General features: G+C 65.9%; 10 protein-coding genes and 1 tRNA gene. 4 read left to right on the forward strand and 7 right to left on the reverse strand.

Features of this window, described 5'->3' with window-relative positions; all coding sequences use genetic code 11:
* Window positions 1–14: 14 nt before the first annotated feature.
* Window positions 15–1,262, reverse strand: coding sequence for a 2-oxoglutarate dehydrogenase complex dihydrolipoyllysine-residue succinyltransferase (gene odhB / locus PFX98_RS23675; protein ID WP_285232931.1), 1,248 nt, complete (start codon window positions 1,260–1,262; stop codon window positions 15–17).
* 73 nt (window positions 1,263–1,335) lie between these two features.
* Window positions 1,336–4,194, reverse strand: coding sequence for a 2-oxoglutarate dehydrogenase E1 component (locus PFX98_RS23680; protein ID WP_285232932.1), 2,859 nt, complete (start codon window positions 4,192–4,194; stop codon window positions 1,336–1,338).
* 327 nt (window positions 4,195–4,521) lie between these two features.
* Here PFX98_RS23680 and PFX98_RS23685 point away from each other — a divergent pair, with 327 nt between their 5' ends.
* From PFX98_RS23685 to PFX98_RS23695, 3 genes are read left to right on the forward strand one after another with little or no spacing between them, the layout of a single operon-like run.
* Window positions 4,522–5,364 carry an isopenicillin N synthase family dioxygenase gene (locus PFX98_RS23685; RefSeq protein WP_285232933.1) on the forward strand — a complete coding sequence of 281 codons (843 nt, stop codon included), beginning with the start codon at window positions 4,522–4,524 and terminating at the stop codon, window positions 5,362–5,364.
* A 21-nt stretch (window positions 5,365–5,385) separates the two neighbouring features.
* On the forward strand, window positions 5,386–5,745 hold the full coding sequence (locus PFX98_RS23690; protein WP_285235686.1) for a hypothetical protein: 360 nt from the start codon (window positions 5,386–5,388) through the stop codon (window positions 5,743–5,745).
* Window positions 5,746–5,804: 59 nt separating this feature from the next.
* Complete coding sequence (locus tag PFX98_RS23695) at window positions 5,805–7,382, forward strand: ABC transporter substrate-binding protein (protein ID WP_285232934.1); 1,578 nt, start codon at window positions 5,805–5,807, stop codon at window positions 7,380–7,382.
* Here the strand turns inward: PFX98_RS23695 and PFX98_RS23700 are convergent.
* From PFX98_RS23700 to PFX98_RS23715, 4 genes are all read right to left on the reverse strand, one after another.
* Window positions 7,375–8,328, reverse strand: coding sequence for an NAD(P)H-dependent flavin oxidoreductase (locus tag PFX98_RS23700; RefSeq protein ID WP_285232935.1), 954 nt, complete (start codon window positions 8,326–8,328; stop codon window positions 7,375–7,377). The two genes, PFX98_RS23695 and PFX98_RS23700, sit on opposite strands and share 8 nt — an antisense overlap.
* A gap of 16 nt (window positions 8,329–8,344) precedes the next feature.
* Window positions 8,345–10,135, reverse strand: coding sequence for an acyl-CoA dehydrogenase (locus tag PFX98_RS23705; protein WP_285232936.1), 1,791 nt, complete (start codon window positions 10,133–10,135; stop codon window positions 8,345–8,347).
* 76 nt (window positions 10,136–10,211) lie between these two features.
* On the reverse strand, window positions 10,212–11,144 hold the full coding sequence (locus PFX98_RS23710; protein ID WP_285232937.1) for an electron transfer flavoprotein subunit alpha/FixB family protein: 933 nt from the start codon (window positions 11,142–11,144) through the stop codon (window positions 10,212–10,214).
* Between the two features lies 1 nt (window position 11,145).
* Window positions 11,146–11,895, reverse strand: a complete 750-nt coding sequence (locus PFX98_RS23715; RefSeq protein WP_285232938.1) for an electron transfer flavoprotein subunit beta/FixA family protein — start codon at window positions 11,893–11,895, stop codon at window positions 11,146–11,148.
* 167 nt (window positions 11,896–12,062) lie between these two features.
* On the opposite strand from PFX98_RS23715, the gene murI reads away from it, so the two are divergent.
* Window positions 12,063–12,863, forward strand: coding sequence for a glutamate racemase (gene murI, locus PFX98_RS23720; RefSeq protein WP_285232939.1), 801 nt, complete (start codon window positions 12,063–12,065; stop codon window positions 12,861–12,863).
* 8 nt (window positions 12,864–12,871) lie between these two features.
* Here murI and PFX98_RS23725 read toward each other — a convergent pair.
* Window positions 12,872–12,960, reverse strand: a tRNA-Leu gene (locus PFX98_RS23725).
* Between the last annotated feature and the right edge of the window lie 33 nt (window positions 12,961–12,993).

Here is a 12,993-nt window from a genome sequence, read left to right on the forward strand (position 1 = left end):
TGCGCGTCCTTGGCTTAGATGTCGAACAGCAGACGGGCCGGATCTTCCAGCGCTTCCTTCATGGTCACCAGACCCAGCACGGCTTCGCGGCCGTCAATGATGCGGTGGTCATAGGACATGGCCAGATAGTTGATCGGGCGCACCACCACTTGGCCGTTCTCGACCACGGCGCGGTCCTTGGTCGCGTGCACGCCCAGGATGGCCGACTGAGGCGGGTTGATGATGGGAGTCGACAGCATGGAACCGAAGGTGCCGCCGTTGGAGATCGAGAAGGTGCCGCCGGTCAGGTCGTCGAGCGAGATCTTGCCTTCCTTGGCCTTCTGGCCGAACTCGGCAATCTTCTTCTCGATGTCGGCAAAGCTGAGCTGGTCGGCATTGCGGATGATGGGCACCACCAGGCCGCGCGGCGAGCCGACGGCGATGCCGATGTCGAAGTAGCCGTGGTAGACGATGTCATTGCCGTCCACCGAGGCGTTCAGCACCGGGTACTTCTTCAGCGCGGCCACCGCGGCCTTGACGAAGAAGCTCATGAAGCCGAGCTTGACGCCATGCTCCTTCTCGAACTTCTCCTGGAACTTCTTGCGCATCTCCATCACCGGCGCCATGTTCACTTCGTTGAACGTGGTGAGGATGGCGTTGGTGGATTGCGACTGCAGCAGACGCTCGGCCACGCGGGCACGCAGACGCGTCATCGGCACGCGCTGTTCGGGGCGGTCGCCCAGGTTCTGTGCGATCGGTGCAGCGACCGAAGGCAGCGGCTTGGCGACGGCGGGCGCGGCGGCCACGGCCACCGGAGCAGCCACTGCGGCCGGCTTGGCCGACGCGGCCAGGGCATCGCCCTTGGTCACGCGGCCATCCTTGCCGGAGCCGGCGACGTCGGTGGCTGCCAGGCCCTTCTCGGCCAGGATCTTGGCGGCGGCGGGCATGGCCACGTCACCCTTGGAGGCAGCCGTAGCGGCCACGGGAGCGGCTGCAGCAGCAGCCGGCACGGCAGCGGGTGCGGCCACGGCGCCGGCCTTGCCTTCGCTGTCGATCCGGGCAATGACTTCCTCGCTGACGACGCTGGAGCCGTCGGCCTTGACGATCTCGGCCATCACGCCGGCCGAGGGTGCGGGCACTTCCAGCACCACCTTATCGGTTTCGATTTCAACCAAGATTTCGTCGATGGCGACGGCCTCGCCGGGCTTTTTCTTCCAGTTCAGCAGCGTGCCTTCGGCCACGGATTCGGACAGCTGGGGGACTTTGACTTCTACGATTGCCATGATGGTTCTTTCGATTCTGTGCAGCATCAGACGCGGCGCCCCGGCCGTCCGGCCATGGGGCGCGTGCGTTCACTTACTTGGTCAGGATGAAGCCCTTGAGCTTGCCGAAGGCCTGGTCCAGCAGCGCCTTCTGCTGCTCCTGGTGCAGGTGGGCATAGCCCACGGCCGGTGAGGCCGAGGCGGGGCGGCCGGCGTAGCCGAGCTTCTGGCCATCCACCATGTTTTCGTGCACATAGTGCTGCACGAAGAACCAGGAGCCCTGGTTCTGCGGCTCGTCCTGGCACCACACGATCTCGCTCACGCCGGGGTACTTCTTCATCTCGGCGGCGAAGGCCTTGTGCGGGAAGGGATAGAGCTGCTCGACGCGGATGATGGCCACGTCGCTGGCCTTCTTCTCGGCACGCGCCTTCACCAGGTCGTAATAGACCTTGCCCGAGCAGGCGATCACGCGCTTGACCTTGTCCGCGGCAATCGTGGCATCGCGCTCACCGATCACGGTCTTGAACTCACCCTTGGTGAATTCGGACAGCGGCGAGGTAGCGTCCTTGTTACGCAGCAGCGACTTGGGCGTCATGATGATGAGCGGCTTGCGGAACATGCGCAGCTGCTGGCGACGCAGCAGGTGGAAGATCTGCGAGGCCGAGGTCGGCTGCACCACCTGCATATTGTTGTCGGCAGCCAGCTGCATGAAGCGCTCCAGGCGCGCCGAGCTGTGCTCGGGGCCCTGGCCCTCGTAGCCGTGCGGCAGCATCAGGGTCAGGCCGTTGGAGCGGCCCCACTTCACTTCGCCGGAGGCGATGAACTGGTCGATCACCACCTGCGCGCCGTTGACGAAGTCGCCGAACTGGGCTTCCCAGATCGTCAGCGTCACCGGATCGGCCGAGGCGTAGCCGTACTCGAAGCCCAGCACGGCCTCTTCCGACAGCAGCGAGTCGATCACGACGAAGGGCGCCTGGCCCTCGGCCACGTTCTGCAGCGGCACATAGGTGCCGATGTCCCACTTCTCGCGGTTCTGGTCGTGCAGCACGGCATGGCGGTGCACGAAGGTGCCGCGGCCGCAGTCCTCGCCCGACAGGCGCACCGGATAGCCCGAAGCCACCAGCGAGGCGAAGGCCATGTGCTCGCCCATGCCCCAGTCCACATTGATCTCGCCACGGCCCATCGCGGCGCGGTCGGCGATGACCTTCTCCACCAACGGGTGCACCTTGAAGGTGTTGGGGACGGTGGTGATCTTCTCGGCCAGGCGCTTGAACTCGGCCACCGGCAGCGCGGTGTCGCAGGAGTCGGTCCACTTCTTGCCGAGGTAGGGCGACCAGTCGGTGGCGTACTTGCTCTTGAAGTTGGTCAGCACCGGATCGATGGTGTGACGGCCCTCGTCCATGGCGGCGCGGAAGGCCTTGGACATATTGTCCGGGCCATCGGCGGGCAGCACGCCCTGGGCGATCAGCTTGTCGCCATAGAGCTTGCGGGTGCCCGGATGCTGGGCGATCTTCTTGTACATCAGCGGCTGGGTCAGCGCCGGCGTGTCCTGCTCGTTGTGGCCCAGCTTGCGGAAGCAGATGATGTCGACCACCACGTCCTTCTTGAACTGCTGGCGGTATTCCAGCGCCAGCTGGGTGCACAGCACCACGGCTTCCGGATCATCGCCATTCACGTGCAGCACCGGCGCCTCGATCATCTTGACGACGTCGGAGCAGTACAGCGTGGAACGGGTGTCGCGCGGGTCGCTGGTGGTGAAGCCGATCTGGTTGTTGATGACCAGATGCACCGTGCCGCCGGTGTAGTAGCCGCGGGTCTGGGCCAGCGCCAGCGTTTCCATCACCACGCCCTGGCCGGCAAAGGCGGCGTCGCCATGCACCAGCACGGGCAGCACTTGCGCGCCTTCCTTGTCGCCGCGGCGGTCCATGCGGGCCTTCACCGAACCTTCGACCACCGGATTCACGATTTCCAGGTGCGAGGGGTTGAAGGCGAGCGAGAGGTGCACCGGGCCGCCGGGGCTGGTGACGTCGCTGGAAAAGCCCTGGTGGTACTTGACGTCACCGGCGGGCAGATCTTCGGGGGCCTTGTGCTCGAACTCGGCGAACAGGTCCTTGGGCATCTTGCCCAGCGTGTTCACCAGCACGTTCAGGCGGCCGCGGTGGGCCATGCCGATGACGATCTCCTGCACCCCCTTTTCGCCGCCGCGCTGCACCAGTTCGTCCATCGAGGCGATGAAGCTCTCGCCACCTTCCAGCGAGAAGCGCTTCTGGCCCACGTACTTGGTGTGGAGGTAGCGCTCCAGGCCTTCGGCCGCGGTCAGGCGATCGAGGATGTGCTTCTTCTTCTCGGGCGTGAAGCTGGGCTTGGAGCGGATCGATTCCAACCGCTCCTGCCACCAGCGCTTCTCGGCCGGATCGGTGATGTGCATGTACTCGGCACCGACCGAGCCGCAATAGGTCTCGCGCAAGGCCTGCACGATCTCGCGCAGGGTCATGCTCTCGGCCTTGGAGAAATAGGTGTTCGTGGCGCTGAACGAGATGTCCATATCGGACTCGGTCAGGTCGTAGAACGAGGGTTCCAGCTCCGGGATGCGCGGGCGCTCGGTGCGCTGCAGCGGATCCAGGTCGGCCCAGCGCGAGCCCAGGAAGCGGTAGGCGGCAATCAGCGACTGCACATGCACCTGCTTGCGGGCCACGGCGAGGTCGCTGCTGGAGGCCTTGTTGCCGAAGGCATTGGCCTTGGCACGCTGGGCAAAGGATTCGATCACGGGCGCATGGGCCACGTCGCGTGCGTCGCTGCCATCGGTGGCAGGCACATGCTGGAGGGCGTCGAAGTAGGCGCGCCAGTTGTCAGGCACGGAGCCCGGGTTGTCGAGGTAGGCCTCGTACATCTCTTCGACGTAGGGCGCATTGCCCCCGAACAGGTACGAATTCGACCTGTATTGCTGCATCATTTCGCTCACCTTTCACCCCGGTATCCAGGACGTTGGCTGGTTAACAAACCTTCCGCGACACGGCTCGACCGGTTGGCGGATTGCGACCCGCCTTCACTGTTGCCAGAAAAGGGGACGGGAAGGACCTCAAGTCTCAAGGGTCGGACTGTAGCACTCCTGTCATACCCGACCAAAGCACAAATTGGCAGACTGGCCAAGCTGTCGGGTATCCGCACTTTCCCGCAGCCGGCCCGCCATCGGGCTCAAATTTCTTACGCGTTGGTAAACTTCCGCCCGCGCCAGCCCCGCGATTGAATGGCTGCGCGACGGGACAGATCAGGAGATCCCATGCAAGTTCGAGTCGTCGATTACCGTGCCGCGGATGCGGCCGAGCAATTCACCCGCTCCCTGCACGAAACCGGCTTCGGTGTGCTGGTCAACCACCCGATACCGCAGGCCCTGGTGGAGAAGATCTACGCCGACTGGCTAGCCTTCTTCAACGGCGAGGATAAGCATGGCTTCGCGTTCTCCAAGGAGACCCAGGACGGCTACTTCTCCACCGCCATCTCCGAGACCGCCAAGGGCGCGACGCAGAAGGACATCAAGGAGTACTTCCACATCTATCCCTGGGGCCGCATTCCCGAGCGCCTGCGCGCCGATGCGATGCGCTACTACGAGGTGGCGAACGGCCTGGCGGCCGAGCTGCTGTCCTGGGTCGAGCGCCACACGCCGCCGGAGATCGCCAAGAGCTACAGCGAGCCGCTCTCCAACATGATCAAGGACAGCACCCACACCCTGCTGCGCGTGCTGCGCTACCCACCCCTCACCGGCCAGGAGCCCGCCGGCTCGCTGCGCGCCGCGGCCCATGGCGACATCAATCTGCTGACCATCCTGCCGGCCGCCAACGAGCCCGGCCTGCAGGTGCAGGACATGAGCGGCAACTGGGTGGACGTGCCCTGCGATTTCGGCATGCTCATCATCAACATCGGCGACATGCTGCAGGAGGCCTCGCAGGGCTATTACCCCTCCACCCAGCATCGCGTGGTCAACCCCACGGGCGAAGGCGCCACCAAGAGCCGTGTCTCGCTGCCGCTGTTCCTGCACCCGCGCAACGACGTGGTGCTGTCGGAGCGCTACACCGCGCATAGCTATCTGGAGGAGCGGCTGCGCGAGTTGGGTGTCAAGACCTGACCCCAGGCTACCTTGAGCGACGTGCAGCATCGCATCATCCACATCGAAGCCGCCGCGCCGCCCAAGCCGGCGCTGGGTGAACCCTGCAACGGCTGCGGCATCTGCTGCCTGGCCGAGCCCTGCCCCGTGGGCGTGCTGGTGAGCCGGCGCCGCCACGGGGCCTGCAAGGCGCTGCAATGGTCCGCTGCGCTCAAGCAATACCGCTGCGGCATGCTGGAGGCCCCGCTCGCGCAGCTGGGCCTGGCCCGGTTTCCGAGCGGGCGCCCGCGCCGCCTGCTCGAGCGCGGCCTGCGCGCCTGGTGCCGCCGCATGATCGCCGCCGGCATCGGCTGCGACGCCGAGATCGAGCCCGCGGGGCCCGAGCACCCGGGCAAGCCATAGGTAGGCGGCCAGCGGCCCGCCGCTAGCATGGGTCGCACCGCCACCCCGGAGCAACCCACATGATTAGCAAGCCCCTCAGACTCGCGGCCCTGTCCCTGGCCCTGAGCTGGGCCACGCTCGGCCCCGCCGCCAGCCTGCGCTGGGCCGCGCAGAACGACATCCTCACGCTGGACCCGCATTCGCAGAACCATGCCACCACCCTGGCCGTGCTGATGCATGCCTACGAGGGTCTGACGCGCTACAACGCCAACCATGAGGTGGAACCGGCACTGGCCACCAAGTGGAGCTACATCTCGCCCACCCAGGTGCGCTTCGAGCTGCGCCGCGGCGTCAAGTTCCACGACGGCACGCCGTTCACGGCCGATGACGTGGTGTTCACCTTCGGCCGCATCCGCCAGCCCCAGGGCACCATGCAGATCTACGTGGCCGGCATCAAGGAGATCAAGAAGGTCGACGACTACACCGTGGATCTGATGCTCGAAGGCCCCAACCCCATCCTGCTGCGCAACATCGTCGACTTCCGCATCATGAGCAAGGCCTGGGCCGAGAAGAACAAGTCCACCAATGTGCAGGACTACAAGGCCAAGGAAGACAACTACGCCTCGCGCAATGTGATGGGCACGGGGCCTTACAAGATCACGGCCTGGCAGCCGGATCAGAAGATCAGCATGCTGGCCAACCCCGACTGGTGGGATGCCAAGCGCGCCAGCAACGTCACCGAGCTGAGCTACCTGCCCATCAAGTCCGACCCCACCCGCGTGGCCGCCCTGCTGTCGGGGGACGTGGACCTGCTCACCGACCTGCCGACGCAGGACGTGGCGCGGCTCAAGGCCGACCCCAAGCTCAAGGTCGTCGAGGGCCCCGAGGTGCGCACCATCTTTCTGGCCATGGACCAGGGCAGCGATGAACTCAAGGGCTCGAACATCAAGGGCAAGAACCCCTTCAAGGACAAGCGCGTGCGCGAGGCGCTGAGCCTGGCGGTGGACCGCGAGGCGATCAAGCGCGCCACCATGCGCGGGCTGTCGATTCCGGCCGGCATCATGGTGGCGCCGGGCGTGAACGGCAACACGCCGGATATCGACGTGCCGCTCAAGCACGATGTCGAGCGCGCCAAGAAGCTGCTGGCCGAGGCCGGCTATGGCTCAGGCATGGAGCTGCAACTGAACTGCCCCAACAACCGCTACGTCAACGATGAGGAGATCTGCCAGGCGGTGGCGGCGATGTGGGCGCGCGTGGGCGTGAAGGCGAATCTGCTGGCGGCCCCGATGGCCCAGCACAGCCTGACGTTCCAGCGCTTCGAGGCGCCGCTCTACATGCTGGGCTGGGGCGTGGCGACCTATGACGCGCAGTTCACGCTGCAGGCCATCGCGCACACCAAGACCACGGGCGCCGACGGCAACTTCAACTTCGCCAAGCTCAGCGACGCCAAGCTGGACCAGCTGATCGACGCGATGAAGACCGAGACCGACGTGCCCAAGCGCAACGCCATGATCCGCGAGGCCTTGCTGCGCGTGCGCGACGAGCATTTCTTCATCCCCCTGCACCACCAGATGCGCCCCTGGGCGATGAAGGCAAACGTCGAGACCCTGCACCGGTCGGACGACCGGCCAGAGGCTCGCTTCACCAATATCAAATAGCCAGGCGCTGGCGGGCCGCCTGGTACTCCCTGCCCAGGCGCTCCACCAGCACGCGCGCCGGCACCACCTCGTTGATCGCGCCAATGCCCTGGCCGCAACCCCAGATGTCCTTCCAGGCTTTCTTGGCATCGCCGCCGAAGTTCATCTTGCTGGGGTCCGACTCCGGCAAGGCATCCGGGTCCATGCCGGCGTTGACGATGGAGCCGCGCAGATAGTTGCCGTGCACGCCAGTGAAGAGATTGCTGTAGACGATGTCGTCGCTGCTGCTCTGCACGATCATCTGCTTGTAGGCCTCGGCCGCACGCGCCTCCTCGGTGGCGATGAAGGCCGAGCCGATGTAGGCGAAGTCGGCGCCCATGGCCTGGGCAGCCAGCACCGCATCGCCACTCGCGATGGAGCCCGAGAGCGCCACCGGGCCGTCGAACCAGGCACGGATTTCCTGGATCAAGGCGAAGGGGCTCTTCACCCCCGCATGGCCGCCGGCACCGGCCGCCACCGCGATCAGGCCATCGGCGCCCTTCTCGATCGCCTTCTTGGCGAACTTGTTGTTGATGATGTCGTGCAGCACCACGCCACCCCAGGCATGCACGGCGGCATTGACGTCCTCGCGCGCGCCCAGCGAGGTGATGATGATGGGCACCTTGTACTTGGCGCACAGCGCCATGTCGTGCTCCAGCCGGTCATTGCTCTTGTGCACGATCTGGTTGATCGCAAAGGGCGCGGCCGGCTTGTCGGGATTGGCCTTGTTGTAGGCCGCCAGCTCGGTGGTGATCTCATTGAGCCACTCGTCCAACACTTCGGCCGGGCGCGCGTTCAGGGCGGGCATCGACCCCACCACACCGGCCTTGCACTGCGCGATCACCAACTTGGGATTGCTGATGATGAAGAGCGGCGAACCGATGATGGGCAGGGGCAGGTTTTGCAGCACGGGAGGCAACACGCTCATGTCTTGACGCCTCCGCTCAGAACGAGTCCAGCGCCAGCGCGGTGACGCTGTCGGCGCCCTCCACGATGGCATCGCGCAGGCCGCCGGCACGCGTGAGGATGTGCTCGGCGTAGAAGCGCGCGGTGGCGATCTTGGCCGTCATGAAGGCGCTGTCCTCGCCGGCGGCGAGCTTGTCTTCGGCCACCATGAGCGCACGCGCCAGCTGCCAGCCGGCCACCACATTGCCCGCCAGCATCAGATAGGGCACCGAGCCGGCGAAGGCCGCATTCATGCTGGCCTTGCCCTGGCCGGCGATGAATTCGGCCGAGGCCACCAGCGCCTCGCGGCCCTGCGCCAGGCGCTTGCGCATCGCCGCGGCCGCGGCGCTCGAGCGCGTGGCCAGTTCGGCCTCGGTGGCGGCGAGTTGCGCGGCCACCGCCTTGACCATCTGCCCGCCATCGCGCAGGGTCTTGCGACCCACCAGGTCGTTCGCCTGGATGGCGGTGGTGCCCTCGTAGATGGTGAGGATCTTGGCGTCGCGGTAGTACTGGGCCGCGCCGGTCTCCTCGATGAAACCCATGCCGCCATGCACCTGCACGCCCAGGTCCGTGACCTCCAGGCTCATCTCGGTGCTGTAGCCCTTCACCAGCGGCACCATGAACTCGTAGAAGGCCTGGTTCTGCTTGCGCGTCTCGGCGTCCGGATGGTGGTGCGCGGCATCGTAGGCGGCCGCGGCCACCAGGCTCATCGCACGGCAGCCCTCGGTGAGCGAGCGCATCGTCATCAGCATGCGGCGCACGTCGGGGTGGTGGATGATGGCGGCACTGCCGGCCACCGAACCGTCCACCGGACGCGACTGCACGCGGTCGCGCGCATAGCTCACCGCCTTCTGGTAGGCCCGCTCGGCCACCGCGATGCCCTGCACGCCGACGCCGAAGCGGGCCGCGTTCATCATGATGAACATGTACTCGAGGCCGCGGTTCTCCTGGCCCACCAGATAGCCGATGGCGCCGCCATGGTCGCCAAACTGCAGCACCGCGGTGGGGCTGGCCTTGATGCCCATCTTGTGCTCGATGGAGACGCAGTGCGCGTCATTGCGCGCGCCCAGCGAGCCGTCGGCGTTCACCATGAACTTGGGCACGATGAAGAGGCTGATGCCCTTCACACCCTCGGGCGCGCCCTGCACGCGGGCCAGCACCAGATGCACGATGTTCTCGGACATATCGTGCTCGCCATAGGTGATGAAGATCTTGGTGCCGAAGATCTTGTAGCTGCCATCGGGCTGCGGCTCGGCGCGCGTGCGCACCAGCGCAAGATCTGACCCCGCCTGCGGCTCGGTCAGATTCATGGTGCCGGTCCAGCTGCCATCGATCAGCTTGGGGATGTAGGTGGCGCGCTGTTCGTCGCTGCCTGCCGTCAGCAAGGCCTCGATGGCGCCATCGGTCAGCAGCGGGCAGAGTGCAAAGCTCATGTTCGCGCTGTTGATCATTTCGCCGCAGGCCGCGCCAATCGTCTTGGGCAGGCCCTGGCCGCCGAACTCCGGCGGGTGCTGCAGGCCCTGCCAGCCGCCCTCGGCGAACTGCTTGAAGGCTTGCTTGAAGCCGGGCGTGGTGAACACCTGGCCGTCCTTCCAGTAGCTGGGGTTCTTGTCGCCTTCGAAGTTCAGCGGGGCGATCACGTCCTCGTTAAGTTTGGCGCATTCTTCCAGCACCGCCTGGGCGGTATCGATACCGTAATCGGCGAACTGGGGAATGGCGGTGAGGGACTCCAGGCCGGCCAGCTCCTTCATGTTGAAGAGCATGTCCTTGACGGGGGCGCGGTAAGTCATTGTCTTGTCTCCAGAGAAACGAAGGGCGCCGCGACCGTGAAGTCGGGCGCCCTGCAGGCTGATCAATAGGCGGGAATCAGAGCGCGGCGACGAGTTCGGGCACGGCCGTGAACAGGTCGGCCTCGAGCCCGTAGTCGGCCACCGAGAAGATCGGTGCCTCGGCATCCTTGTTGATCGCGACGATCACCTTGGAGTCCTTCATGCCGGCCAGATGCTGGATCGCGCCGCTGATGCCGCAGGCGATGTAGAGCTGGGGCGCGACGATCTTGCCGGTCTGGCCGACTTGCCAGTCGTTGGGCGCATAGCCGGCATCCACCGCGGCGCGCGAGGCGCCCAGGGCGGCACCCAGCTTGTCGGCCAAGGGGGTCAGCACCTCATTGAACTTGTCGCTGGAGCCCAGGGCACGGCCGCCGGAGACGATGATCTTGGCGGCGGTCAGCTCGGGGCGATCGCTCTTGGTGACCTCGCGGCCGACGAACGAGCTCTTGCCGCTGTCGGCGGCGGCGGCAACCGTTTCGACGGCGGCGCTGCCACCGCTGGCGGCGGCGGCGTCAAAGCCGGTGGTGCGCACCGTCAGCACCTTGGTGGCGTCAGCGGATTGCACGGTGGCGATGGCGTTGCCGGCGTAGATCGGGCGCTCGAAGGTGTCGGCGCTGATGACCTTGGTCACGTCGCTGAGTTGCGCCACGTCCAGCAAGGCAGCGACGCGCGGCGCCACGTTCTTGCCCGAGGCGGTGGCGGGGAACAGGATGTGGCTGTGGCCGGCAGCCACGGCCAGCACTTGCGCGGCCAGGTTCTCGGCCAGGCCATCGGCCAGATGCGCAGCGTCGGCGTGCAGCACCTTGGCGACGCCGGCGATCTGCGCGGCAGCGGCAGCAGCGGCACCGGCGTTGTGGCCGGCCACCAGCACATGCACCTCGGCGCCCGTGGCCAGCGCGGCGGTCACGGTGTTGAGCGTGGCGCCCTTGATGTGGGCGTTGTCGTGTTCAGCAATTACCAGAGCAGTCATCTCAGATCACCTTCGCTTCATTCTTCAACTTGTTCACCAGGGTCGCCACGTCAGGCACCTTGATGCCGGCGCTGCGCTTGGGCGGCTCTTCGACCTTGAGGGTCTTGATGCGCGGCGCCACGTCCACACCCAGATCGGCGGGCTTGACCACGTCGAGCTGCTTCTTCTTGGCCTTCATGATGTTGGGCAGCGTGACATAACGCGGCTCGTTCAGGCGCAGGTCGCTGGTCACCACGGCCGGCAGCGTCAGGCTCACCGTTTCCAGGCCGCCGTCCACCTCGCGGGTCACGGCCACCTTGCCGTCGGCCACTTCCACCTTGGAGGCGAAGGTGCCCTGGGGCATGCCGGTCAGCGCGGCCAGCATCTGGCCGGTCTGGTTGCAATCGTCATCGATGGCCTGCTTGCCCAGGATCACCAGCTGAGGCTGCTCCTTGTCGACCAGGGCCTTGAGAATCTTGGCCACGGCCAGGGGCTGCAGCTCGGCATCGGTCTCGACCAGGATGGCGCGATCGGCGCCGATGGCCATCGCGGTGCGCAGGGTTTCCTGGCATTGGGTGACACCGCAGGAGACGGCGATCACCTCGGTGACCACGCCCTTTTCCTTCAGGCGCACGGCCTCTTCGACGGCGATTTCGTCAAAGGGGTTCATGGACATCTTGACGTTGGCGATATCCACGCCGGTGCCGTCGCTCTTGACGCGCACCTTGACGTTGTAGTCGACGACTCGTTTGACGGGAACCAATACCTTCATCTCAGCACTCCAAGGCGAATTGACGTTAACGTTAATCAGGATTCTACGGGGGTCTGAGCGTCCGCCCGAGTCATCCAGATGTCTGAGCCGCAAATAAAACGAACGATCGTGCTATTTTAGAGACGAGTTCAGCCCTTGCGTGGCTTCGTTTTAGACTGCGCCCCCTGATGAGCAAAACCAACACGCCCTTCATCGGCGTCTTTGATTCGGGCCTCGGTGGCCTCACCGTGCTGAAGGCCGTGCATGCCGCCCTGCCGGGTGTGGCGCTGCGCTATGTGGCCGACTCGGGCTACGCACCCTATGGCGGGCGCGGCGCCGACTACATCATCGACCGCAGCTTGGCAGTAGCCGGGCACTTGCTGAGCCTGGGCGCGCAGATGCTGGTGGTGGCGTGCAACACCGCCACCGTACACGCCGTGGAGGCCCTGCGCGCGCGCTGGCCGCAGATGCCCATCGTCGCTATCGAGCCCGGCATCAAACCCGCCGTTGCGGCCACGACCAACGGCCGGGTGGGCGTGCTGGCCACGGTCGCAACCCTGGCCAGCGGCCGCTACCAGGCCTTGCTGCAGAGCCATGCCGGCGAGGTGCTGGTGTTCAGCCAGCCCTGCCCCGGGCTTGTCGACCAGATCGAGACGGGACAACTGGAGCGCCCAGAACTGCTCGCCCTGATCGAACGCTATTGCGCACCGCTGCGCGAGGCCCGGGTGGACACGGTCTTGCTGGGCTGCACGCACTATCCCTTTGTGCAGCCCGCGATCCAGGCCGCGCTGGGGCCGCAGGTCAGACTGCTGAACATCGAAGTGGCCGTGGCCAAGCAGGTCAAGCGTCTGTGGGACGGCGCCGGCCTGCCCAGCGGCAGCGCCGAACCTGACATCGCGCTCAGCACCACCGGCGAGCTCGCGCCCTTGCAGCGCCTCGGGCGTCTGGCCCTCGGTGGAGACTTCCCGGCGCAACGCGCGAGCATCTGAGCCAAGCATGGTGCCCAGGACGGGAATCGAACCCGTACGCCCCTCACGAGGCGGCGGATTTTAAGTCCGCTGCGTCTACCAGTTTCACCACCCGGGCGGGCCTGCATTGCGCCGGATTATGACGGCGGCC

Origin of the sequence: Paucibacter sediminis (assembly GCF_030254645.1) — a bacterium.
In the GTDB taxonomy this organism is placed as follows: domain Bacteria; phylum Pseudomonadota; class Gammaproteobacteria; order Burkholderiales; family Burkholderiaceae_C; genus Paucibacter_B; species Paucibacter_B sediminis.

Excerpts from the sequence above, each read along its gene's own strand:
- murI (WP_285232939.1), top strand. The coding sequence starts at position 12,063 with ATGAGCAAAACCAACACGCCCTTCATCGGCGTCTTTGATTCGGGCCTC.
- PFX98_RS23685 (WP_285232933.1), top strand. The coding sequence starts at position 4,522 with ATGCAAGTTCGAGTCGTCGATTACCGTGCCGCGGATGCGGCCGAGCAA.
- PFX98_RS23705 (WP_285232936.1), bottom strand. The coding sequence starts at position 10,135 with ATGACTTACCGCGCCCCCGTCAAGGACATGCTCTTCAACATGAAGGAG.
- PFX98_RS23695 (WP_285232934.1), top strand. The coding sequence starts at position 5,805 with ATGATTAGCAAGCCCCTCAGACTCGCGGCCCTGTCCCTGGCCCTGAGC.
- odhB (WP_285232931.1), bottom strand. The coding sequence starts at position 1,262 with ATGGCAATCGTAGAAGTCAAAGTCCCCCAGCTGTCCGAATCCGTGGCC.
- PFX98_RS23715 (WP_285232938.1), bottom strand. The coding sequence starts at position 11,895 with ATGAAGGTATTGGTTCCCGTCAAACGAGTCGTCGACTACAACGTCAAG.
- PFX98_RS23700 (WP_285232935.1), bottom strand. The coding sequence starts at position 8,328 with ATGAGCGTGTTGCCTCCCGTGCTGCAAAACCTGCCCCTGCCCATCATC.
- PFX98_RS23710 (WP_285232937.1), bottom strand. The coding sequence starts at position 11,144 with ATGACTGCTCTGGTAATTGCTGAACACGACAACGCCCACATCAAGGGC.
- PFX98_RS23680 (WP_285232932.1), bottom strand. The coding sequence starts at position 4,194 with ATGATGCAGCAATACAGGTCGAATTCGTACCTGTTCGGGGGCAATGCG.